Annotated in this window: 19 protein-coding genes; 5 read left to right on the forward strand and 14 right to left on the reverse strand. The window is 72.3% G+C overall.

Features of this window, described 5'->3' with window-relative positions:
- Positions 1–23: 23 nt before the first annotated feature.
- Together ACIGDI_RS25250 and ACIGDI_RS25255 are read left to right on the forward strand one after the other, a co-directional pair.
- Positions 24–797, forward strand: coding sequence for an ABC transporter ATP-binding protein (locus ACIGDI_RS25250; protein WP_200702245.1), 774 nt, complete (start codon positions 24–26; stop codon positions 795–797).
- Positions 794–2,389, forward strand: a complete 1,596-nt coding sequence (locus tag ACIGDI_RS25255; protein WP_399900616.1) for a transporter — start codon at positions 794–796, stop codon at positions 2,387–2,389. Before ACIGDI_RS25250 ends, ACIGDI_RS25255 begins: the two co-directional genes overlap by 4 nt.
- 39 nt (positions 2,390–2,428) lie before the next feature.
- Here ACIGDI_RS25255 and ACIGDI_RS25260 read toward each other — a convergent pair whose 3' ends face one another.
- Together ACIGDI_RS25260 and ACIGDI_RS25265 are read right to left on the reverse strand one after the other, a co-directional pair.
- Entirely contained in the window at positions 2,429–3,349 is a 921-nt protein-coding gene (locus tag ACIGDI_RS25260) for an alpha/beta fold hydrolase (protein WP_399900619.1), read from the reverse strand.
- Between the two features lie 596 nt (positions 3,350–3,945).
- On the reverse strand, positions 3,946–4,638 hold the full coding sequence (locus tag ACIGDI_RS25265; protein WP_058924701.1) for a metal-dependent transcriptional regulator: 693 nt from the start codon (positions 4,636–4,638) through the stop codon (positions 3,946–3,948).
- A gap of 261 nt (positions 4,639–4,899) precedes the next feature.
- On the opposite strand from ACIGDI_RS25265, the gene ACIGDI_RS25270 reads away from it, so the two are divergent.
- Positions 4,900–5,655, forward strand: a complete 756-nt coding sequence (locus ACIGDI_RS25270; RefSeq protein ID WP_399900623.1) for an SIS domain-containing protein — start codon at positions 4,900–4,902, stop codon at positions 5,653–5,655.
- A gap of 43 nt (positions 5,656–5,698) precedes the next feature.
- Here ACIGDI_RS25270 and ACIGDI_RS25275 read toward each other — a convergent pair whose 3' ends face one another.
- A complete protein-coding gene (locus ACIGDI_RS25275; RefSeq protein ID WP_399900626.1) occupies positions 5,699–7,105 on the reverse strand; it encodes a PAS domain-containing protein in 1,407 nt (468 codons plus the stop codon).
- Positions 7,106–7,268: 163 nt separating this feature from the next.
- Positions 7,269–8,090, reverse strand: coding sequence for a GNAT family N-acetyltransferase (locus ACIGDI_RS25280; RefSeq protein WP_399900629.1), 822 nt, complete (start codon positions 8,088–8,090; stop codon positions 7,269–7,271).
- A 256-nt stretch (positions 8,091–8,346) separates the two neighbouring features.
- On the opposite strand from ACIGDI_RS25280, the gene iscB reads away from it, so the two are divergent.
- A complete protein-coding gene (gene iscB, locus ACIGDI_RS25285) occupies positions 8,347–9,984 on the forward strand; it encodes an RNA-guided endonuclease IscB (protein ID WP_399900632.1) in 1,638 nt (545 codons plus the stop codon).
- A 286-nt stretch (positions 9,985–10,270) separates the two neighbouring features.
- On the opposite strand, the gene ACIGDI_RS25290 is transcribed toward iscB, so the two are convergent.
- Positions 10,271–11,374 carry a citrate synthase 2 gene (locus tag ACIGDI_RS25290; protein WP_399900635.1) on the reverse strand — a complete coding sequence of 368 codons (1,104 nt, stop codon included), beginning with the start codon at positions 11,372–11,374 and terminating at the stop codon, positions 10,271–10,273.
- Between the two features lie 259 nt (positions 11,375–11,633).
- On the opposite strand from ACIGDI_RS25290, the gene pdxH reads away from it, so the two are divergent.
- Positions 11,634–12,302: a pyridoxamine 5'-phosphate oxidase gene (gene pdxH, locus ACIGDI_RS25295; protein WP_399900638.1), complete on the forward strand. Its 669-nt coding sequence runs from the start codon at positions 11,634–11,636 to the stop codon at positions 12,300–12,302.
- Here pdxH and ACIGDI_RS25300 read toward each other — a convergent pair.
- The 9 genes from ACIGDI_RS25300 to ACIGDI_RS25340 all read right to left on the reverse strand — a co-directional run bounded on the left by ACIGDI_RS25300 (position 12,292) and on the right by ACIGDI_RS25340 (position 23,366).
- Positions 12,292–12,906, reverse strand: coding sequence for a TetR/AcrR family transcriptional regulator (locus ACIGDI_RS25300; protein ID WP_272178088.1), 615 nt, complete (start codon positions 12,904–12,906; stop codon positions 12,292–12,294). The genes pdxH and ACIGDI_RS25300 overlap by 11 nt on opposite strands.
- Complete coding sequence (locus tag ACIGDI_RS25305; RefSeq protein WP_399900641.1) at positions 12,894–13,628, reverse strand: enoyl-CoA hydratase family protein; 735 nt, start codon at positions 13,626–13,628, stop codon at positions 12,894–12,896. The genes ACIGDI_RS25300 and ACIGDI_RS25305 overlap by 13 nt, the downstream gene beginning before the upstream one ends.
- The gene (locus ACIGDI_RS25310; RefSeq protein ID WP_399900644.1) at positions 13,625–15,202 is read right to left on the reverse strand and encodes a 4-coumarate--CoA ligase family protein; all 1,578 of its coding nucleotides are present in this window, start codon (positions 15,200–15,202) and stop codon (positions 13,625–13,627) included. Before ACIGDI_RS25310 ends, ACIGDI_RS25305 begins: the two co-directional genes overlap by 4 nt.
- A gap of 8 nt (positions 15,203–15,210) precedes the next feature.
- Complete coding sequence (locus tag ACIGDI_RS25315; RefSeq protein ID WP_399900647.1) at positions 15,211–16,341, reverse strand: acyl-CoA dehydrogenase family protein; 1,131 nt, start codon at positions 16,339–16,341, stop codon at positions 15,211–15,213.
- A gap of 83 nt (positions 16,342–16,424) precedes the next feature.
- Positions 16,425–18,275 (reverse strand): biotin carboxylase N-terminal domain-containing protein, encoded by a 1,851-nt coding sequence (locus tag ACIGDI_RS25320; RefSeq protein WP_399900650.1) that lies wholly within the window; start codon positions 18,273–18,275, stop codon positions 16,425–16,427.
- Between the two features lie 8 nt (positions 18,276–18,283).
- Positions 18,284–19,882: an acyl-CoA carboxylase subunit beta gene (locus tag ACIGDI_RS25325; protein ID WP_399900653.1), complete on the reverse strand. Its 1,599-nt coding sequence runs from the start codon at positions 19,880–19,882 to the stop codon at positions 18,284–18,286.
- Complete coding sequence (locus tag ACIGDI_RS25330) at positions 19,879–21,549, reverse strand: acyclic terpene utilization AtuA family protein (protein ID WP_399900656.1); 1,671 nt, start codon at positions 21,547–21,549, stop codon at positions 19,879–19,881. Before ACIGDI_RS25330 ends, ACIGDI_RS25325 begins: the two co-directional genes overlap by 4 nt.
- The gene (locus tag ACIGDI_RS25335) at positions 21,546–22,340 is read right to left on the reverse strand and encodes a TIGR03084 family metal-binding protein (RefSeq protein WP_399900659.1); all 795 of its coding nucleotides are present in this window, start codon (positions 22,338–22,340) and stop codon (positions 21,546–21,548) included. Before ACIGDI_RS25335 ends, ACIGDI_RS25330 begins: the two co-directional genes overlap by 4 nt.
- 90 nt (positions 22,341–22,430) lie before the next feature.
- Positions 22,431–23,366, reverse strand: a complete 936-nt coding sequence (locus ACIGDI_RS25340; protein WP_399900662.1) for an EamA family transporter — start codon at positions 23,364–23,366, stop codon at positions 22,431–22,433.
- Positions 23,367–23,424 lie beyond the last annotated feature (58 nt).

A 23,424-nucleotide genomic window follows, 5' to 3' on the forward strand; every position in this document is an offset into this window, starting at 1 on the left:
CCACCTGCCCGTAGGGTTCACTCATGACCTCAGCCGCCGTACGCGTTCAAGGCCTCTGGAAACGGTTCGGGCAGCAGATCGCGGTCGCCGGGATCGATCTCGAGCTGCCCGCCGGGAAGTTCATCGGGCTCGTCGGGCCCAACGGGGCCGGGAAGACCACCACCCTCTCCATGGTGACCGGGCTGCTGCGGCCGGACCAGGGCACCGTCGAGGTCGTGGGGCACGACGTGTGGCGGGATCCGGTGGCGGTGAAGGCGCGGATCGGGGTGCTGCCGGAGGGACTGCGGCTGTTCGAGCGGCTGTCGGGACGCGAACTGCTCGTCTACAGCGGCCGGTTGCGCGGGCTGCCCGGCGCCGAGGTCGACAAGCGGGCCACGCAGCTGCTCGACGTGCTGGACCTGGCCGGTGCCCAGCACAAGCTCGTCGTCGACTACTCGACCGGCATGCGCAAGAAGATCGGGCTCGCGGCCGCCCTGCTGCACAATCCCGAAGTGCTCTTCCTGGACGAGCCGTTCGAGGGCGTCGACCCGGTGTCCGCGCAGACCATCCGGGGCGTGCTGGAGCGCTACACCGCGTCGGGCGCCACCGTCGTCTTCTCCTCCCATGTCATGGAGCTCGTCGAGTCCCTGTGCGACTGGGTCGCCGTGATGGCCGCCGGCCGCATCCGCGCCCAGGGCACCCTCGCCGAGGTCCGCGGCGAGGCCCCCTCGCTGCAGAAGGCGTTCCTGGAACTCGTCGGCGCGGGCGGCCGCGACCACGGTTCCGATCTCGACTGGCTGGGCGGCGGCGCGCGATGACGACCGCCGACGTCACCTCCGTCGTCGTACGGCTGAAGCTGTCGCTGCTGCGCAACGGGCTACGGCAGTCGGGCGGCCGGCGGGCCGCCTACGTCGTCTCCGCGGTCCTCGTGCTGCTCTTCGGGGCGCTGCAGCTGCTGGGCCTGGTCGCGCTGCGCGGGCACGCGCACGCCGAGTCCGTGGTCGTCCTGCTGACGGCCGTCCTGGCGCTGGGGTGGGCGGTGATGCCACTGTTCTTCCCGGGCGGGGACGAGACCCTGGACCCGACCCGCCTGGTGATGCTGCCGCTGCGCCCGCGGCCTCTGGTACGGGCCCTGCTGGCGGCCTCCCTCGTCGGCATCGGGCCGCTGTTCACCCTGCTCCTGCTGACCGGCTCGGTGATCACCGTCGCGCACGGCGGAGCGGCGTACGCCGTCGGTGTCGTCGCCGTCGTACTGGCGCTGCTGGTGTGCGTGGCCCTCGCGCGGGCCGTCGCCGCCGCCAACATCCGGCTGCTGACCAGCCGCAAGGGCCGTGATCTGGCGGTGCTCAGCGGGCTCGTCATCGCGATCGGGGCGCAGCTGGTCAACTTCGGCGCGCAGCGGCTGGGGTCGAGCGGGCTCGCGCAGCTCGCGCCGGCGGGCGACGTCGTGAGGTGGGTGCCGCCCGCCTCGGCGATCGGCGCGGTGGACTCGGTGAGCTCCGGCTCCTACGGGACCGCGGCCCTGCAACTGGCGCTCAGCGCGGGCGCGTTGGCCGCCCTCATCGCGGTGTGGTCGCGCCACCTGACCCGGCTGATGACCTCGCCCGACGGCTCGACGCTCCAGGTGTCGGCCGAGCCCGCGGCCCGTGGCCGCTCCGGCTCCGGCCTCTCGCGGCTGCTGCCGGCCGGCCGCACCGGCACGGTCATGGAGCGCAGCCTGCGGTACGTGTGGCGCGACCCCAAGACCAAGGCGGCCTGGGTGACCTCGCTGGCCATCGGCCTGATCGTGCCCGTCTTCAACGCCCTGCAGGGCACCGGCTCCGTCTACTTCGCGTGCTTCGCCGCCGGCATGCTCGGCATCCAGATGTACAACCAGTTCGGGCAGGACACCTCCGCGTTCTGGATCGTCGCGCTGACCATCTCCTCCGCCCGGGACGCCTACGTGGAGCTGCGCGGACGGGCGCTCGCCCTGCTCGTGATCACCCTGCCGTACGCCACCCTCGTCACGGTCGTGACGACCGCGATGCTCGGCGACTGGGCCCGGCTGCCCGAGGTCCTCGGCCTCTCCTTCGCGCTGCTCGGCGCGATGCTGGCCACCGGCGCCTGGACGTCCGCCCGTTTCCCGTACTCGATCCCGCAGGAGGGCTACAAGAACGTGGCCCCCGGCCAGACCGGCCTCGCCTGGATCTCGATCTTCGGCGGCATGGTCTCGGCGGCCCTGCTGACCTCGCCGGTCATCGCCGCCGCGATCTGGGCGAACGTGGCGCAGGGAGGCGACTCCTGGGGCTGGCTGCTGCTGCCGGCCGGGGCCGCCTACGGCGCGGCGATCACCTGGGCGGGCCTGCGCCTGGCCGCCCCGCGCACGGCGGCCCGACTCCCGGAGATCCTGACCGCGGTGAGCAAGGGGTGAGGACTCAGGGGCTGGTGAGGTATCTGGGGCTGGTGAGACCTAGGGGCTGGTGAGTACGGCGTCCAGGAACGGCTCGATCGCCGTTCGCCAGCCCTCCGGCTGGTCGTAGTGCACGAGGTGGCCGGCGTCGGCGACCTCCGCGTACTCCCCGCGGGGCAGCACCCGGACCATCTCCTGGGCCTCGGCCCGGCCCAGCTCCCCGTCGAGCCCCCGGACCACCAGCGCCGGGCACCGCACCTGCGCCAGCTCCTCCCAGTGCGCGTCGAAGACCCAGGTCTCCCGGGACTTCAGCATCTGGTCGGGGTCGAAGACGGGCCGCCAGCCGTCGGCGCCCTCGTGCATGACCTCGGCGTAGAACTCCCCGCGCGCGGGATTGGGCCGCTCGACCCACGGATCGTCCTCGCCGAACCACTTGCGCACGTCGGCCAGGGTGGCGAAGGGGACGGGCCAGGACCGGAACCAGTCGGCCCACTCGCGCTGCGAGGCGGCGCCGAGGGCTGAGGCCCGCATGTCGCAGATGATCACGCCCCGTACCAGGTCGGGGCGTTTGGCGGCGAGCTGCCAGGCGGTCAGCGCGCCCATGGCGTGCCCGATGAGGACGGCCGGGGCGAGACCGAGCTGTTCCAGCGCGGCCTCCGCGTCCTCGACGTATGCCTCACGGGTGAAGGCGGCCTGTGGGGGCTTGTCGCTCTGGCCGTGGCCGCGCTGGTCGAGTGCGACGGCGCGGTGCCGCCCGGAGAGCCATCGGGCGGTGGAGGCCCAGTGCGAGGCGCGGCCCATCAGGCCGTGCAGTAACAGGACCCCGGGCCCGTACTCCTGCTGGACCGGCGGGGCGGCCCGGTCCGGGGGGCCGGGCTGTTCCGGTACGAGCCCGGCGGGGTCCGCCTTGGGAGGGTCCCCGAACTCCCAGGCCGCGAGGCGTACGCCACCCGCCCCGGTCACGTCGATGCGTCGCGCCATCGTTCTGGCACCCCCCTAGCTCCGCTCGGACCGCTCGCTCCCGCTCGAGCCGGCCGGTCCTGTGAACCGTGTCCTGCCGTGCCGTGCAGCTGTCTGTCTGGTGCTTGCCCGGTGCTTCTTCCGGTACTTGTGCCCGTGCTTCGTGCGGTGCTGCTTCCTGAGATGCACTCACTGCTGAAGCGCGGATTCCGCCCGTCCTGTCACCCGCAGACTATCGAATGGGTATTCGAAAATGCCTCGTCTGCCGACAACACCCCTCGTTCGAGTGACCACACTCAAGGAATGATCGCCGCCGCCGAGGGGAGATCTTCTGCGGGAGGCGGACCGCTCGGGGAAACCGGTCCGAGGGGAATGACCCTGAGAGCTCGGGGCTCCGGGTCAGCACAGGGGAGGACAGGCCCCGGCGCCGCACGGCGCCGGGGCCCTCCACGCGACTGCGGCACATCCTCCGCCCCCTCCGGTCATATGCCTCACGGGCAAGCCTCGCACGCGTCCCGTCGGAGCGCTGCGATTCGACGCACTGAATCTCGGATTCCACGGACCGTCAAGACGCCCCAACCGCCTTGCCGGCCCCCGGAGTCGACCCGACCCGCCCCTCAGCGCTTGGCGACGAAGACGTGGGAGGCCACGTCCGCCTCCAGCTCGGCCGCCTCTCCCCCGCTGCCGACCAGCACACCGCCCGCCGACTCCGTCACACTCACCACCGAACCGGGCTGCACCCCCGCCCGCCGCAGCGTGTACATCAGCTGCGCGTCCGTCTGGATCGGCTCGCCGATACGGCGCACCACCACCGTCTTGCCGTCCGCGCCCGGGTCCAGGTCCGCCAGCGACACCATGCCCTCGTCCAGGAACGGGTCGGCGCCGTCCTTCTCCCCGAGCTCCTCCAGCCCCGGGATCGGGTTGCCGTACGGCGACTCGGTCGGGTGCCGCAGCAGCTCCAGCACACGCCGCTCCACGGCCTCGCTCATCACGTGCTCCCAGCGGCACGCCTCCGCGTGCACCTGCTCCCACTCCAGGCCGATCACATCGACGAGCAGACACTCGGCGAGACGGTGCTTGCGCATCACGCGCGTGGCGAGCCGACGGCCCTCGTCCGTCAGCTCCAGATGCCGGTCGGCGGCCACGGCGACGAGACCGTCCCGCTCCATCCGCGCCACCGTCTGACTCACGGTCGGCCCGCTCTGGTCGAGCCGCTCGGCGATCCGGGCACGCATGGGGACCACACCTTCCTCCTCCAGCTCGAGGATGGTGCGGAGATACATCTCCGTGGTGTCGATCAGTCCGGACATACGTGCCCCTCGATGAGATCTGCCGGAAGCACGAACGGCTACCCGGCGCGTGCGCTGGCCCTGGACTCAATTCTGACGCATAGCACTGACAACCGTGCCGCACCGTTGCGACCACGGGGTTACGGACGCGTACAGCCCGGTGGCCGGGTCCGGCCGCCCGGGCCCCGGGACGGTCCGACGGCCGTATTGACACGGCACTGGTCCAGACCGCACCGTGATCCGCGACACGGACTCCGCACGGTGCGCCCCGAAAGGACCCGCATGAGCGACGGCAGCCTGGCCGACCAGTTCCTCGACGCCGCGATCGACCTCCTCCGGCGCGTACGTGACGAGCAGACGGAGTCCATCACGGCGGCCGGCACCCTGCTCGCCGACACCGTCGCCGACGGCGGCCGCCTCTTCGCCTTCGGCGCGGGCCACTCCTCCCTGCCCGCCCAGGACGTCGTCTACCGCGCCGGCGGCCTCGCCCTGATGAACCTCCTCGTCGTGCCCGGCGTCGTGGGCGTCGACGTCATGCCGGCCACGCTCGGCTCGGCCCTGGAGCGCGTCGACGGACTCGCGAGCGCGGTCCTGGACACCTCCCCGCTGCGCGCGGGCGACGCCTTGGTCATCATCTCGCTCTCCGGCCGCAACGCCCTGCCCGTCGAGATGGCCATGAACGCCCGCGCCCTCGGCGTGAAGGTCATCGGCGTCACGTCGGTGGCATACGCGACGGAGACCCGCTCCCGGCACACCTCCGGCACCTATCTGAAGGACCACTGCGACATCGTCCTCGACTCCAAGATCGCCATCGGCGACGCGACCCTCGCCCTGGACACCGTCCCCGCCCCCTTCGCCCCCGCCTCGACCGTCGTCACGAGCGCGATCATGCAGGCGGTGATGGCCACGGCGGCCGGCTCCCTGGCGGACCGCGGCATCGAGCCGCCGCTGCTCAGGTCGGGGAACGTGGACGGCGGGCACGAGTGGAACGGACGGGTGATGAAGGAGTACGGGGACCGGATCTTCTACCGGCAGTAGGACCTCGCCGGGCAGCCCCCGGACGCGGACACGGCCCGCCCGCCTACTCCCGTCCCACGACCCCCGCCAGATCAAGCGCCGTCGCGATCCGCACCGCCACGTCCTCCGCGTACACCGCGTCGCTCCGCTCGAACGAACTCCGGCCGGCCCCCCGCAGAAACGTCACGACCCCCAGCGTCCGGCCCCGGCTCCGCAACACCGCGCACAACGCGTGCACCGCGTCCGCCGGCCACTGCCGGCCCACGGCCCAGTCCCGCGCCTGCTCCGCCGACACCGACCCGACACTGGCCCGCACCGACCCCGCCCGCTCCACGCACTGCAACGCCGGGTGCCCCTGCCCGTACCGCACCGGCAGCCCCGCCGCGCCCGTCAGCAGACTCGGCCCCGGCGCCCCGGAGGGCGTCGCCGCGACCCGCACCAGCCGCACCGGTCCCTCCGCCTCCGCGTCGGCCACCGGGCCCCCCGCCACCCGGTCGATCAGCGCGTGATCGGCGAACCCGGCCAGCGCGAAGTCCAGATGGATCGTCGCCGCCTCCCGCGGGTCCTCGCACTCAGCCGCCGCCCGGGCCGCCCGGTGCAGCTGGTTCGCCCGGAACCGCAGCAGCGACGCCTCCTGCTCACCCTGCTTGCCCTCGGTGACGTCCACGAACAGCCAGCCCACCCCGAGCGGCACCGGCTCCTCGGCCAGCGGCGAGGCCAGCCGCACGAACCCGCACCGCCAGCAGCGCCGCTGCTCGCCCTCCGGCGTGCGCACGCTCACCCAGATCTCGGCCGGTGCGGGCGGCGCGCCCTCCGCCAGCACATGCGTGAGCGCGCTCTCCAGCTCCTCCACGCCCTGCGCGAGCAGCTCGCCCAGCGGCCGTCCCAGCGCGGACGTACGGCCGATGCCCAGCGACCGCGCGGCATGCGCGTTCACCACGGCCGGCCGCAGATCGGCGTCGACCAGCACGACACCCCAGCTCGCGTCCTCGAACAGCGCCTCGCTCAGCGCGATCGACCGCTCCAGGTCGATCTGCGTGTGCACCTCGCTGAAGGCGCAGTACACCCCGGCGGGCTTGCCGTCCGGCCCCCGCACGGCCGCCGACTGCGTCCGTACGAGCACCCGGCCGCCGTCCTTGGTCAGCAGCGCGAACTCGTGCACCTGCCGTCCGGGGGCCTCCATGGCGGACATCAGCCGCCCCTCGACCTCCTCGGCGTCCGCCTCCCGCACGGCCCACCCGGCGAACCCGTGCCGTCCCACGGCCTCCGCCGCGGTCCAGCCCAGGATCCGCTCGGCCTCGCGGTTCCAGTGCGTGACGACACCGCCCGCGTCGAAGGCGCACAGGGCCGCGTCCATCCCGTCGAGCAGCGCCGCGAGCAGATCCGAGCCGTCGGGACCCACGGGACCCTCCCGCTCGGGCTCATCGGGCCCCAGCTCGTCGGTGGTCCCACTACGCCGGGAAGCACTCACCTGGACCCCCTGCCAAGCTGCGTCCGCACGTACGGCACGCCGGTTCGCTCACTCGCAATCATCTAACTGGAACGTGACGCAGCACACACCGAGTTCCCACAAGATTGAAGGAATCGTTGCAAGCCGCCTCCGTCTCCAGGATCAGCCCACCGACGGCAGAAGATCAATCCGTTCCGAGCCGCAGATCCACCCACAGATCGCTCTCGCCGTCGAGCACGTACCGCTCGGTCTCCACGAAGCCGCGCTTCACGGCGAACCGCAGGCCGTCCTCGTTGGCCGCCAGCACACACGTCTCGACGGCCCTCGCGCCCAGCACGCGCGCGTGGGCGAGACCCCGCTCGTACAGGGCCGTGCCGAACCCCCGCCCCCGGTACTCCGGCAGCACGCGGGCGATCACCGTCGCCACCGCTTCCTCGCCCTGCGGCGGACGCACAGTGGAGCACCCGACGAGCACGTCCCCCAGGTAGGCGTTCTCCATCCGGTACCGCCCCAGCCGCTTGCGCGCGTCGTCGAGCGACATCGCGGCGGGCGGCACGATCTCGTTGTGCACGTGCCGCCACTCCTCGAGCATCTCCACCCCGTGCACGGCCTCGATCCGCAGCTCGCGCCGCCGGGCGTACACCTCGATCTCGATCCTCATCCGGGGATCGGCCAGCCCGCACACCATCATCGTCGCGGCCGGCCGCACCTCTCCGAACGCCCGCCGCAGCACCGGCCAGCAGGGTTCGAAGTCCTCCCGCTCGGGCAGCAGGTACCGGACCCGTACGACGTCCTCGAACCCGCACCCGGCCTGCGCGAGCGCGTCCCCGATGTTCCGCAGACACTGCTCGGCCTGCTCGACGACGTCCTCGGAGATCGTCATGGCCGCGTAGTCGAACCCCGTGGTCCCGGACACATGCACCCACTCCCCGTCGACCACGGCCCGGGCATACCCGATCCGCTCCTCGAAGGCGGAGCCGCTGAGAATGGCACGTCGGTTCGTCATGCGGGGAAACGTAGGTGAGCAGTGGAGATACGTCCATCGCATACGGATCACGCTGTAGCACGAAGATCGGTGATGCGTTCGAAGATTGGCCGCCCGTCGCACGAATGAGCGCTGTCCCACGTTTTTCTCCCCCACTTTCCTCCAGTGATCACTAACTTCACTTGCACACGAGAAAGGAGGTCACTCGCTCCCCGGCGACAGCCGTCGAGTGACCAGCCCGAGTCATCACGATCGGACGATCAGGGAGGTGTACCCGATGACTACGTTTCCTGTGGGCGAGCAGACCCACCAGGCTGTGCTTCCTCAGCAGCCTGCTCTGGAATCCGTGAGAGCAGACACCCCCGGGAGCAGGGACGAAACGGCTCACGGACACCCCGCCACTAGGCGGGGCACCGGCAGGGAACATGGGCGAGGGGAGACCGACGGGCGCCGCACCAGAGCCCGTCGGCGTCACGCCGAGCCCGCTGCCGCGGCGGCGGAGAAGGCAGAGAGCGGGAACGGTGACGTTCCCACCCGCGACCAGCCATACACGGTCGGTGTGGGCGCGAGCCGGGTGTTCGTCCTCTCCAAGGACGGTCGGCCCCTCATGCCCTGCCACCCCGCCCGTGCCCGCGAACTCCTGCGCAGAGGAAGGGCGGTGGTCGCCCGCCAGGTTCCGTTCACTGTTCGGCTGAAAGACCGCACGCTCGCCGACTCGGAAGTCGAAGGCGTCCACTTGCGTATCGACCCCGGTTCGAAGGGCACAGGTCTGGTGCTCACGGACGAGAAGAGGGAACCCAGGGCAGGCAGTGCCACCGGGACCGTCCGACGTGGTCTGATATCCGTCGAACTCCGGCATCGCGGCGATCGGATTCACGTCTGCATGCAGCAGCGCGTGGGTTACCGGCACAGACGGCGCTCGGCCAACTGCCGTCATCGAGCTCCCCGTTCGAACAACCGTGGCCGTCGGGCCGGATGGCTGCCCCCCTCGCTGCGACACCGGGTGGACACCACCTTGTCCCAGGCGACTCGTATGTGCCGCTACGCGCCCGTCGCCGAGATCCATCTGGAGAGCGGCCCGTTCGATACGCATGCCATGAGTGCCGGCAGGCGGCTGTACGGCAGTCAATACGCTCAAGGCCCCCTCGCCGGGACCACGGTCCGCTCCTACCTTCGTGCCGAGTGGAACGGCTCCTGCGCCTACTGTGGCGCGACGGACGTGCCTCTGAACATCGAGCACCTGCGGCCTCGCAGCCGAGGCGGTTCGAGCCGCATCGCCAACCTCGTCCTTGCTTGTGTGTCCTGCAACAAGGCCAAGGGCAGCAGGCCCGTCGAGGCATTCCTCGCCGACGATCCCGGCCGCCTGGAGCAGATCCTCGAGCAGACCCGGGCATCACTCCGCGACGCTGCCGCCATGAACGGAACCCAGCACGCCCTCACGGCGGAACTTCAGATGCTCGGGAGACCCCTGTACACCTGGCCGGGCAGCCTGACGAAGGCGAACCGGGACGTCACGGGCCTCCGCAAGACGCACACCCTGGATGCACTGTGCGTCGGCCGTCTCGGTCATGGGAGCGGGGACGCGATCGTACGTGTTCCCGAGCTCGTCCTCGTCGCCAAAGCCACCGGCCGCGGCTCCTACGCCCGTACCACTCCGGACCGCTTCGGTTTCCCCCGCCTGCGACGGGCTCGTGCCAAGCACCACTTCGGATACGTCACAGGGGACCTGGTGCGGGCCATCGTGCCAACGGGCAAGTGGAAGGGCACGTGGAGCGGCCGCATCTCCGTCCGAGCCCGGGGCCAGCACAGTCTCGCCACGCCCGGAGGACGCATCAACGTCTGTCACAGGAACCTGCAGCTCCTCCAGCGGGGCGACGGATACGAATACCGCACCTGCCCGGAGGCGGTGCCATGAAGTTCATGGAAAAACCGGTTGATCGGTGGCCGAGCGGTTCTTAGGGTGAGGCTCATCGCTGAAAGGAGGTGATCCGGTACATGTATGAATCCCGGACGTGCGAGGTGGCTGCGGGCTAGCGGCCCGACACCACATCGAGTGCGGTGCCGGACCAGCGCGTGAGAGAAGCGCGCAGCCGGCCCAATCCCAAGCAGTCACCCGACCCGCGAGCTCGCCGGTACGTCCGGCCGGCTCCTCCGCCGAGGCGGAGGAACCAGAGCTCGCGGGTCGTCTGCGTTCGTCGGGTTCAGCCGGCGGAGATGCCGTCGTATCCCTGGACCTCGCGCGGCGAGCGGGCGCCCGGCCCCACGTAGCGGGCGGAGGGCCGGACCAGGCGTCCGGTGCGCTTCTGCTCCAGGATGTGCGCCGACCAGCCCGCCGTACGGGCGCAGGTGAACATCGACGTGAACATGTGCGCCGGAACCTCCGCGAAGTCCAGCACGATCGCCGCCCAGAACTCGACGTTCGTCGCCAGGACCCGGTCGGGGCGGCGGGCGTGCAGTTCGGCCAGGGCGGCCTTCTCCAGCGCCTCGGCCACCTCGAAGCGGGGGGCGCCGAGTTCGCGGGCGGTGCGGCGCAGGACGCGCGCGCGGGGGTCCTCGGCGCGGTAGACGCGGTGGCCGAAGCCCATCAGGCGCTCGCCCTTGTCGAGGGCCTGCTTGACGTACGCCTCGGCGTCGCCGGTCCGCTCGATCTCCTCGATCATGCCGAGGACGCGGGAGGGGGCGCCGCCGTGCAGCGGGCCGGACATGGCGCCCACGGCGCCGGAGAGGGCGGCGGCCACGTCGGCGCCCGTGGAGGCGATGACCCGCGCGGTGAAGGTCGAGGCGTTCATGCCGTGCTCGGCGGCGGAGGTCCAGTAGGCGTCGACGGCGGCGACGTGCTTGGGGTCCGGCTCGCCCCGCCAGCGGATCATGAACCGCTCGACGACGGAGTGGGCCTTGTCGATCTCGCTCTGGGGGACCATGGGGCGGCCCTGGCCGCGGGCGGACTGGGCGACGTAGGACAGGGCCATGACGGCGGCCCGGGCCAGGTCCTGGCGGGCCTGTTCGGCATCGATGTCGAGCAGCGGTTTCAGGCCCCACACCGGTGCCAGCATGGCGAGCGCCGACTGGACGTCCACCCGGATGTCGCCGGAGTGCACGGGGATGGGGAAGGGCTCGGCGGGCGGCAGGCCGGGGTTGAAGGCCCCGTCGACCAGCAGCCCCCAGACGTTGCCGAAGGAGACGTGACCGACCAGGTCCTCGATGTCGACGCCCCGGTAGCGGAGGGCGCCGCCCTCCTTGTCCGGTTCGGCGATCTCCGTCTCGAACGCGACGACTCCCTCGAGTCCGGGTACGAAGTCGGACATCAGGCGGCTCCTCGTGGTGGGTACGGGCAGAAGTGACGGGCGGCTCGGCCACTGGATCCCCGGTCGGTCGTGCGACTCGCGGTCCTGGTAGCCACCCTGGTGATGCCCCGTGCGGCTGGTCGCTCAACCGGAACGACACCAGCACGATATCCCCCAGTGCCATATTTGGGGAGTCTTCATGGCACTCAGTGCCATGTGCCGGCTCTTCGATGCCGGACGCCGTGCCGGACGGTACACGTGCGTACGGCAAGATGACCGCGTGACCGATCGACACGCCGTCCCCCTCGATCCCGCCGCCATGCGCAAGCAGTACCGGGCCGAAGGGCTCGCCGAGTCCGATCTGGCGGCCACTCCGGTGGCACAGTTCGCGCACTGGTTCGCGCAGGCCGCGACGGAGGCCCATCTCTTCGAGCCGAACGCGATGGTCGTCTCCACGGCGGACGCGCAGGGCCGGCCGAGCTCTCGTACGGTGCTGCTGAAGGGCTTCGACGAGCAGGGGTTCGTGTTCTACACCAACTACGGCTCCCGCAAGGCCCGCGATCTCGCGGAGAATCCGAACGTCTCGCTGCTGTTCCCCTGGCACCCCATGGCCCGCCAGGTGATCGTCGGCGGCGTCGCCCGCCGCACCGGCCGTGACGAGACGGCCGCGTACTTCCGCACCCGTCCGCACGGCTCGCAGCTCGGCGCCTGGGCCAGCGCCCAGTCCAGTGTCGTCGCCTCCCGGACCGAACTCGACGCCTCCTACGCGGAGCTGGAGGCCCGCTATCCGGAGGGCGAGCAGGTGCCGGTGCCGCCGCACTGGGGCGGCTTCCGGGTGGCGCCGCGGACGGTGGAGTTCTGGCAGGGCCGGGAGAACCGGCTGCACGACCGGCTCAGGTACGTGGCGGAGGCGGACGGGAGCTGGCGGGTGGAGCGGCTCAGTCCGTGAGGATCCGGTCGAGGATCTGCGACCACTGGGCGATCACCCGGTCGCGGCGCCCGGCGTCGTCGGTGAGCAGGTTCGCCAGGCCGAGGCCCCGGGCCATGTCCAGCAGACCCTGCACGGTCTCGCGTACGCCGGGGCGGGTCTCGTCGGCGCCCAGCAGTTCCACCGCGATCCGGTGGGTCTCGCGGCCGACCCGCGCCTCCAGTTCGGTGACCCGGGGGCGCAGCGGCTCCTCGTTGGACGCGGCCACCCACAGGTGCAGGGCGGCGCGGAACAGGGGCCCGGTGTAGAGGTCGACGAGGGCCGTGACGACGGCCTGCCGGTCGTCCCCCGCGCCGTCGGGGAACAGGGCGCGGATGGCCGTGGACCGCTCCTCCGCCACGTACTCCACGGCCGCCGTGAACAGGTCCTCCCGGGTCGGGAAGTGGTGCTGGGCGGCGCCGCGGGAGACGCCGGCGCGTTCGGCGACGACGGAGACCGTGGAGCCGGCCCAGCCGTGTTCGGCGAGGCAGGCGACGGCGGCCTCCAGCAGGCGCTGCCGGGTGGCCCGGCTGCGGTCCTGCTTGGGGGCGCGCTCGCCGCGGTCGGCTGTGGTCACAGCACCCATGTGGGATCCCGTCGTTCCAGGAAGGCCGTCATTCCCTCGCGGGCCTGCGGGGAGGCGAACAGCCTGGCCGAGAGCGCGGTCAGGTCGGCCGCGTCCCGGTCGAAGGCTTCCAGCACCTTAGCCGTGAGCAGGGCCTTCGTCTCGGCCAGGCCCTGGGGTGCGGCTCGGCGCAGGCCGTCGAGGACGGGTGCCAGTACGGCGTCGACGTCGTCCCCGGCCGCCGTGAGCAGACCGATGCGGGCGGCCTCGGCGGCGTCGAGGCGTTCTCCGGTGAGGTAGTAGCGGGCGAGGGCGCGGGGGTCGGTGCGGGGCAGCAGCGGCAGTGAGATGACCGCGGGGGCCACGCCGATGCGTACCTCGGTGAAGGCGAAGGTGGCGTCGGAGGAGGCCAGTGCCATGTCACATGCCGCCAGCAGGCCCAGGCCACCGGCGCGGACGTGTCCCGTGACCCGGGCCACGACGGGTTTGGGCAGTTCCACGATCTGCCGCAGCAGTCCGACCAGCGCGTCGGGGGGCGGCGGGTCGCGCAGGTCGGCGCCGGCGCAGAAGGTGTTGCCGGTGTGGGTGAGGACGACCGCGCGTACGTCGGTGTCCTTGGCGCAGTCCGTGAGCGCGTCGGCGAGTTCGCCGACGCGGGCGGCGGAGAGCGCGTTGCGGGTGGCCGGGGAGTCGAGGCTGAGGGTCTCGACGCCCCGGGCGCGGGTGCGTCCGACCAGGGTCATGTGCGCTCCTTCGGTGCCCGCAGTTCGCGGCGCAGGATCTTGCCGGAGGCGGCCCGGGGGACGTCGTCGATGAAGGTGACCTGGCGGACGCGTTTGTAGGGGGCGACGCGTTCGGCGACGTACATCATGACCTCGCCCTCGGAGAGGTCCGGGGCGGTGGGCTGGCGGACGACGTAGGCGTGCGGGACCTCGTTGTGCTCGTCGTTGTAGACGCCGATGACGGCCGCGTCGGCGATGCCTGGGTGGGTGAGGAGCAGCGCCTCGAGTTCGGCGGGGGCCACCTGGAAGCCCTTGTACTTGATGAGTTCCTTGACGCGGTCGACGACGAACAGCCAGCCGTCGGCGTCCACGTGGCCGACGTCGCCGGTGTGCAGCCAGCCGTCGGTGTCGATCATGGCGGCGGTGGCGTCCGGGCGGCCGAGGTAGCCCTTCATGACCTGGGGGCCGCGGATGAGGATCTCGCCGGACTCGCCGACGCCGAGGTCCTTGTCGGGGTCGTCGAGGGAGACGATGCGCATCTCGGTGCCGGCGATGAGCTTGCCGACGGTGCCGGCAGGGGCGTCGCGCATGGCGTCGAGCGGTACGACGTGGGTGCCGGGGGACAGTTCCGTCATGCCGTAGGCCTGGCCGACGGGCGGCAGGCCCAGGCGCCGGGAGCAGGCTTCGGCGAGGCTCGCGTCGAGCGGGGCCGCCGCGCTGGTGATGTGTGTCAGGGACGACAGGTCGTACTGCTCGACCAGGGGGTGCTTGGCGAGGGCCAGGACGATGGGCGGGGCGACGTACAGGCCGGTGATGCGGTGGTTCTGGATGGCGGCGAGGAAGGTGTCGAGTTCGAAGCGGGGCAGGACGACGACGGTGGCGCCGAGCCTGAGGGGGGCGTTCATCAGGGCCGTCAGGCCGTAGATGTGGAAGAAGGGCAGGACGGCGAGGATGCGGTCGCCGGGGCCGGCCGGCATGGCGGACTCGAGCTGGGCGAGGTTGGTGGCGATCTGGCGGTGGGTGAGCATCACGCCTTTGGGGATGCCGGTGGTGCCCGAGGAGTAGGGCAGGGCCGCGATGTCCTCGGCCGGGTCGATGTCGACGACCGGTTCGGGTGCGGCGGAGGCCAGCATGTCGATGAGGGAGCGGTGTCCGGGGGCGCTGTCGCAGACGAGGATCTCCTCGACGCCGCCGGCGAGTTCGGCGGCCCGGCGGGCGGTCTCCAGCAGCGGGGAGACGGTCACGATCCAGCGGGCGGCGGAGTCCTTGAGCTGCTTGGCGAACTCCTCGGCGGTGGCGAGGGGGTGCACGGTGGTGACGGCGGCGCCCGCGCGCGTGGCGGCGTAGAAGGCGGTCGGGAAGGCGATGGTGTTGGGGCTGTGCAGCGCCAGTACGTCGCCCTTGCGCACGCCGATCTCGGTGAGGCCGGCCGCGACGCGCCGGTGGAAGCGGTCGAGCTGTTCGTAGGTGAGGGTGGTGCCGTCGGTGCCGTCGATGAGGGCGGGCGCGTCTCCGTACTCGGCGGCCCGGCCCAGGACCGCGTCGTGGGTGGGGAGTTCGACTGCGGCTACATCTGCGTACTCGCTCCGGAACACGGTTCCTCCTAGTACGACTTGGGCAGGCCCAGGGTCTGGTGGGAGACGTAGTTGAGAATCATCTCCCTGCTCACCGGAGCAATACGAGCCACGCGCGCCGCCGTTATCAACCGGGCGAGCCCGAATTCGCGGGTGAGGCCGTTGCCGCCGAGGGTGTGCACGGCCTGGTCGACGGCCTTCACGCAGGCCTCGCCGGCCGCGTACTTGGCCATGTTCGCCGCCTCGCCCGCGCCGACGTCGTCGCCGGAGTCGTACAGGGCGGCGGCCTTCTGCATCATCAGGCGGACGAGTTCGAGCTCGATGTGGGCCTGGGCGAGGGGGTGTGCGATGGCCTGGTGGGCGCCGATCGGGGTCTTCCACACGGTGCGTTCGCGGGCGTAGGTGACGGCCTGGGCGAGGGCGTAGCGGCCCATGCCGATCGCGAAGGCGGCCGTCATGATGCGTTCGGGGTTGAGGCCGGCGAAGAGCTGGAGGAGTCCGGCGTCCTCGTCGCCGACGAGCGCGTCCGCGGGGAGGCGTACGTCGTCGAGGGTGAGCTCGAACTGCCACTCCGCGGCGCTCAGTTCCATGTCGATGCGACGGCGCTGGAAGCCCTCGGTGTCGCGCGGGACGATGAACAGGCAGGGCTTGAGGGTGCCGGTGCGGGCGTCCTCGGTGCGGCCGACGATGAGGGTGGCGTCGGCGATGTCGACGCCGGAGATGAAGACCTTGCGGCCGGTGAGGAGCCAGTCGGTGCCGTCGCGGCGGGCGGTGGTGGTGATGCGGTGACTGTTGGAGCCGGCGTCGGGTTCGGTGATGCCGAAGGCCATGGTGCGGGTGCCGTCCGCCAGGCCGGGGAGCCACTCGCGTTTCTGGGCGTCCGTGCCGAAGCGGGCGATGACGGTGCCGCAGATGGCCGGGGAGACGACCATCATGAGCAGCGGGCAGCCGGCGGCGCCCAACTCCTCCAGGACGATGGAGAGTTCGGAGATGCCGCCGCCTCCTCCGCCGTGCTCCTCCGGGAGGTTGACGCCGAGGTAGCCGAGTTTGGCCGCCTCGGCCCAGAGGGCTTCGCGGTCGTAGTCGCGGCCGTGGCGTTTGCCGAGGGCGGCGACGGCGGAGCGGAGGGCTTTGTGTTCTTCGGATTCGAGGAGGGTCATCTGGACTCCTTCGGGGTGCGGATTGTGTGTGGCTGGTCGCGCTCACGCGGCGGTAGCCGCATGTCCGATACGGCCCCGCGCCCCTACAGAGGCGCCTGCACCACCGCCAGCAGAGCGCCGGGCTCGACCTGTTGCCCCGGCGCCACGCGCAGCTCGCTCAGCGTTCCCGTGACCGGCGCGGCGATCTTGTGCTGCATCTTCATCGCCTCCAGCCAGAGCAGCGGCTCCCCGGCCCGTACGACCGCTCCCACGGCCAGCCCGTCCGCCACCCTGACGACGGTTCCCGGCATGGGGGCCAGCAGGGACCCCGGCGCGTGCTGGGCGGTGGGGTCGGGGAAGCGGGGCAGGGCGCGCAGGGCGGACGCGCCCACGTACACCTCGTCGCCGTACCACGCCACCTCGAACTTCCGCTGCACTCCGTCCACTTCGAGTACGACGAGATCGGGGGCGGCGTGCACGACCCGGACGCCGTCGGCTTCCAGGCCCTCGCGGGTGTGCCGGTAGCGGACCTCGTGCTCCTCGCCGGCCATCGTGTACCGCTTCACCTGTGGCTGGGAGGGGACGTTGCGCCAGCCGCCGAAGCGGGATGCTCCACGGGCCTGGGAGAGGGCGGCGGCCAGCGGGGCGTGGGGGTCGGGCGCGGGGGTGGTCAGTTCGGGCAGGTGGCGGTCGTAGAAGCCCGTGTTCATCCGGCCGCCGGTGAACTCCTCGTGGCGCAGGGAGCGGACGAGGAGGTCGCGGTTGGTGGCCGGGCCGTGGACGGCCGCGCGTTCCAGGGCGCCCGCCAGTGCGCGCACCGCCTGCGCGCGCGTGGGGGCGTGGGCCATCACCTTCGCGAGCATGGGGTCGTAGTGGACGCCGATGGTGTCGCCGTCGTCGTAGCCGGTGTCCAGGCGGACGTCGCCGGGGACGGTGAGGCGGTGCAGGGTGCCGGTCTGCGGCGCCCAGTCCGCCGCGGGGTCCTCGGCGTAGAGGCGGGCCTCGACGGCGTGGCCGCGCGGGCGCGGCGGGTCGCTCGCGAGGGCGTGGCCTTCGGCGACGCGGATCTGCTCGGCCACCAGGTCGATGCCGAACACGGCCTCGGTCACCGGGTGTTCGACCTGGAGGCGGGTGTTCATCTCCAGGAAGTGCGCCCGGTCGCCGGCGACCAGGAACTCGACCGTGCCGGCGCCCACATAGTCAACGGCGCGTGCGGCGCGCACCGCCAGCGCGCGCAGTTCCTCCGTGAGCGCCTCGGTGAGGCCCGGCGCCGGCGCCTCCTCGATCACCTTCTGGTGGCGGCGCTGCAGGGAGCAGTCGCGGGTGCCCAGCGTCCACACCGTGCCGTGGGTGTCGGCGAGCACCTGGACCTCGACGTGGCGTCCGCCTTCCAGGTACGGCTCGACGAACACCTCTCCGTCGCCGAAGGCGCTCGCGGCCTCGGCGCGCGCGGCCTGCAGGGCGGCGTCCAGCTCCGCCAGGCGGCGCACGATCCGCATTCCGCGCCCCCCGCCGCCCGCGGCCGCCTTCACCAGCACCGGCAGGTCGGCCTCGGTCACGTTCTCCGTGGCCAGGGGGGCGATGCCCATGAGGTCCTTGGCGCGGGTCTTGGACGCCATCGCCTCGATGGCCTCCGGCGGCGGCCCGATCCAGAGCAGTCCCGCGTCGAGGACCGCGCGGGCGAAGTCGGCGTTCTCGGAGAGGAAGCCGTAGCCGGGGTGCACGGCGTCCGCGCCGGCGGCGACGGCGGCCTTCACGATCAGGTCGCCGCGCAGGTAGGTGTCCGCGGGCGCCGCGCCCGGCAGCCGTACCGCCGTGTCGGCCACGCGCGTGTGGAGCGCGCCGTCGTCGGCGTCCGAGTGCACGGCGACCGTCCGGATGCCCAGCTCATGGCAGGTGCGGAAGACGCGGCAGGCGATCTCGCCCCGGTTGGCGACGAGCAGAGTCGAAATCACGTGATCCCTCACATCCGGAAGACGCCGAAGCCGCCGCGCGCGCCCTCGTACGGTGCCGTGTGGACGGCCGACAGGCACAGGCCGAGGACGGTGCGGGTGTCGCGCGGGTCGATGACGCCGTCGTCGTAGAGCCGCCCGGACAGGAACATGGGCAGCGACTCGGACTCGATCTGCTGCTCGACCATGGCGCGCAGGGCGGCGTCCGCGTCGTCGTCGTAGGGCTGCCCCTTCGCGGCCGCCGACTGGCGGGCGACGATCGACAGCACGCCGGCCAGCTGCTGCGGGCCCATCACGGCGGACTTGGCGCTGGGCCAGGCGAACAGGAAGCGGGGGTCGTAGGCGCGCCCGCACATGCCGTAGTGCCCGGCGCCGTAGGAGGCGCCCATGAGGACCGACAGGTGCGGCACCTTCGAGTTGGAGACCGCGTTGATCATCATCGCGCCGTGCTTGATGATCCCGCCCTGCTCGTACTCCTTGCCGACCATGTAGCCGGTGGTGTTGTGCAGGAAGAGCAGGGGGATGTCGCGCTGGTTGGCGAGCTGGATGAACTGGGCGGCCTTCTGCGACTCCTCGCTGAACAGCACTCCCTGGGTGTTGGCGAGGATGCCGACGGGATAGCCGTGCAGGGTGGCCCAGCCGGTGGCCAGGCTGGTGCCGTACAGCGGTTTGAACTCGTCGAAGTCGGAGGCGTCGACGATGCGGGCGATCACCTCGCGCGGGTCGAAGGGGATCTTGAGGTCGCCGGGGACGATGCCGAGCAGTTCGTCGGCGGAGTACTTCGGGGGCTCGGCCGGTCCCGGATCGCCGTACGCCTTGCGGTGGTTGAGGCGTGCCACCACGCGCCGCGCCTGGCGCAGGGCGTCCTGTTCGTCGACGGCGAAGTAGTCCGCGAGCCCCGACACGCGTGCGTGCATGTCGGCGCCGCCCAGCGACTCGTCGTCGCTCTCCTCGCCGGTCGCCATCTTCACCAGGGGCGGTCCGCCGAGGAAGACCTTGGCGCGCTCCTTGACCATGATCACGTGGTCGGACATGCCGGGGATGTACGCGCCGCCCGCGGTGGAGTTGCCGAAGACGACGGCGACGGTGGGGATGCCGGCGGCCGACAGCCGGGTCAGGTCGCGGAAGATCGCGCCGCCCGGGATGAAGATCTCCTTCTGGGAGGGCAGGTCGGCGCCTCCCGACTCCACCAGGCTGATGCAGGGCAGCCGGTTGGCGAGCGCGATGTCGTTGGCGCGCAGCGCCTTCTTCAGCGACCAGGGGTTGCTGGCGCCGCCGCGCACGGTCGGGTCGTTGGCGGTGATCAGGCACTCGACGCCCTCGACGACGCCGATCCCGGTGACGAGCGAGGCGCCCACCGCGTACTCGCTCCCCCAGGCGGCGAGCGGCGACAGCTCCAGGAACGGCGTGTCGGGGTCGAGGAGCAGCTCGATGCGCTCGCGGGCGAGCAGCTTGCCGCGCCCCCGGTGCCGGGCGACGTACTTCTCGCCGCCGCCCGCCAGGGCCTTGGCGTGCTCGGCGTCGAGGTCGGCGAGCTTGGCGAGCATGGCCTCGCGGTTCGCCCGGTAGTCGGGACCGGCCGTGTCCAAGCCGGAGTTGATCACCGTCACAGCAGGTCCTCCGGGATGTCCAGGTGGCGGGAGCGCAGCCATTCGCCGAGGGCCTTGGCCTGCGGATCGAAGCGGTGCCGGGCAGCGACGCCCGCGCCGAGGATGCCCTCGACGACGAAGTTCAGGGCGCGCAAATTCGGCAGGACGTGCCGGGTGACGGGCAGGCCCCGGCTCTCCGGGATCAGCTCCCGGAAGCGTTCCGCCGTCAGCTCGTGGGCGAGCCAGCGCCAGGCCGCGTCCGTCCGCGCCCACACCCCCACGTTGGCGTTGCCGCCCTTGTCCCCGCTGCGGGCGCCGGCGACGAGCCCGAGCGGAGCGCGGCGGAGGGGCCCGGCGGGAAGCGGCTCCGGCGTCTCGGGCTCGGGCGGGTCCTCGAGTACGAGGGTGTCGGGGGCCGGTGTCACGGCCACCCGGCGCCCGTCGTGCAGGACGGCCACGTGGTCGACGGTGTCCCGGGGGACGTACACGTCCTCGAAGACCCCGAAGGGCGTGCCCTTTCCGGGCGGGGCGAGCACATGGAAGCCGGGGTAGCTGGCCAGCGCCAGCTCCACGGCCGCCCCGGTCAGCGCCCGGCCGACCAGGTGCTCGTCCGGGTCGCGCACGACGAGTCGCAGCAGGGCGCTCGCCGTCTCCTCGGTGTCCGCGTCGGGCCGGTCGGTGCGGGCCGTCTCCCAGCGCACGTCGGCGACCTTGCCGAGCACGGGCGCCATCTGCTCGCGCACCAGCGCCGCCTTCGCCTCGATGTCGAGGCCGGTGAGCACGAAGGCGACCTCGTTGCGGAAGCCGCCGAGGCGGTTGAGGCCGACCTTGAGGACAGGGGGCGGTGCCTCGCCGCGCACGCCCTCGACGCGGACGCGGTCGGGGCCGTCCTGGGTGAGGCGGACGGTGTCCAGGCGGGCGGTGACGTCGGGTCCGGCGTAGCGGGCGCCCGCCGTCTCGTACAGCAGCTGCGCGGTCACCGTGCCGACGTCGACGAGGCCGCCGGTGCCGGGGTGCTTGGTGATGACGCAGCTGCCGTCCTCGTGGAGCTCGGCGAGCGGGAAGCCGGGGCGGCGGACGTCGCCCTCCTGGAAGAAGGCGTAGTTGCCGCCGGTGGCCTGGGTCCCGCACTCCAGTACGTGCCCGGCGACGACGGCGCCCGCGAGCCGGTCGTGGTCGCCGGGCCCCCAGCCGAAGTGGGCGGCGGCGGGCCCGGTGACCAGCGCCGCGTCCGTGACCCGCCCGGTGACGACGACGTCCGCGCCGGCCCGCAGGCACTCGGCGATGCCGAAACCGCCGAGGTAGGCGTGGGCGGCGAGGCTGTCGGGGTGGAGGGGCTTGAGGTCGTCGCCCTCGACGTGGGCGACGCGCACGGGGATGCCGAGCCGGTCGGCCAGCTCCCGTACGGCGTCGGCGAGCCCGGCCGGGTTGAGGCCGCCGGCGTTGGTGACGATCCGGACGCCGCGCTCGTGGGCCAGGCCGAGGCACTCCTCCAGCTGGCGCAGGAAGGTGCGGGCGTACCCGGCGGCGGGGTCCTTGAGGCGGTCCCGGGCCAGGATGAGCATGGTGAGTTCGGCGAGGTAGTCGCCGGTCAGGACGTCCAGCTCGCCGCCGGTGAGCATCTCCCGCACGGCGTCGAAGCGGTCGCCGTAGAAACCGGACGCGTTGCCGACGCGCAGCACCGTCACGGGGTCTCCCCCTTCGCCTGGCGGCCCTTGCCCGGCGGGCCCGCGAAGGCCTGGGCGATGTCCAGCCAGCGGTCCGCGTCGGGGCCGGCGGCGCGCAGGGCGAGGTCGGAGCGGTGGGCCCGCTGGGTGACCAGGAGGCAGAAGTCGAGGGCGGGGCCGGTGACGCGGTCGGCGGCGTCCTCGGGGCCGTAGGTCCAGACCTCGCCGGAGGGGGCGGTCAGTTCGACGCGGAACTCCTCGAACGGCACCGGCATGCCGTGCACGCCGAAGGCGAAGTCGCGGGTGCGGACGCCGAGGCGGGCGATGTGGCGGAGCCGGTCGGTGGGGGTGCGCTCGACACCGAGGGCGTCGGCGACGTCCATGCCGTGGGCCCAGGTCTCCATGAGGCGGGCGGTGGCCATGGAGGCGGTGGACATGGGCGGCCCGTACCAGGGGAAGCGGGCGCCGTCGGGCGCGGCGCGCAGGGCCTCCTCCAGCGCCGTCCGTCCGGCCCGCCAGTCGGCGAGCAGCCGCTCGGGCGGCTTCCGCGCGCCTTCCTCCGCGCCCTCGTCCACGAAGTCCCCGGGTGCGGCCAGGGCCTTCTCGACCTCGCGGGAGAAGGCGTCGTGGTCGGTCACGGCCAGCACGGAGGAGTGGTCGGTCCAGGCCAGGTGCGCGATCTGATGAGCGACGGTCCAGCCGGGGGCGGGGGTCGCGAGTGCCCACTGCGCGGGGCTCAACTCGGCCACGAGCAGGTCGAGTTCCTCGCTCTCCGCACGTAGGTCGTCGATGACGGGCGTCGGGTCAGCCATGGGGCGAGCATGGCAGCGGCCCCAGAAACAAGCAAGCATGCTTGCATTAATTTGTACGACGGGTGCTCCCGGGCACCCCGCGCGCGAGCGTCAGGCTTCCGGGGCCGGCGCCGGCACCTTCGCCCTGCCCCGTCCCACCTGCGTCCTGACCGCGCCCATGCTCGCCGCGATGACCAGGGCGATCGCCGAGACCTGCACCACGGACAGGGTCTGCCCGAGGACCAGGAAGCCGGCCGCGGCCGCGAGGGCCGGTTCCAGGCTCATCAGGATGGCGAAGGTGGAGGCGGGCAGCCGGCGCAGGGCCAGGAGCTCCAGGGTGTACGGCAGCACCGACGACATCATCGCGACCGCCGCGCCGAGCCCGACGGTCACCGGGTCGAACAGCCTGGACCCGGACTCGGCGACGCCCAGCGGGAGGACCAGCAGCGCCCCGACCGCCATGGCCAGCGCCAGCCCGTCGGCCTGCGGGAACCGCTGCCCGGTCCGCGCGCTGAAGACGATGTACGTCGCCCACATGGCGCCCGCGCCGAGCGCGAAGGCCACGCCGACGAGGTCGAGGTCGCCGAAGCCACCGCCACCGAGGAGGAAGACGCCGGCGAGGGCGAGGGCGGCCCACACGGCGTTGATCGCCCGGCGGGAGGCCAGCACCGACAGGGCCAGCGGGCCGAGGACCTCCAGGGTGACCGCGGCGCCCAGCGGGATGCGGACGAGGGCCTGGTAGAAGAGGCCGTTCATGGCGCCCAGGGTGACGCCGAAGACGATCACCGTGCTCCAGTCGGCACGGGAGTGGCCGCGCAGCCGGGGGCGGCAGAACAGCAGCAGCACGACGGCCGCCGCGAGCAGCCGCAGCGTGACCACGCCCAGCGCGCCGGCCCTCGGCATCAGGTTCACCGCGACCGCGGCACCGAACTGCACCGAGACGCCGCCCGCCAGCACCAGGCCGACCGGACCGAGGGAACCGCTCGGGCGCGGCGGACCGCCGACGGCCTGCGACGCGGCGGGGGTGGTCGTGCTGGAGCTGGTCACGGGCGGTCCAGGGTGCTCGGCTCGGGTTTCGTTCAACGTGATGTACTGCCGAGTCCAG

It is taken from the genome of Streptomyces sp. NPDC085900 (assembly GCF_044540925.1).
GTDB classification, from domain to species: Bacteria; Actinomycetota; Actinomycetes; order Streptomycetales; family Streptomycetaceae; genus Streptomyces; species Streptomyces gilvifuscus.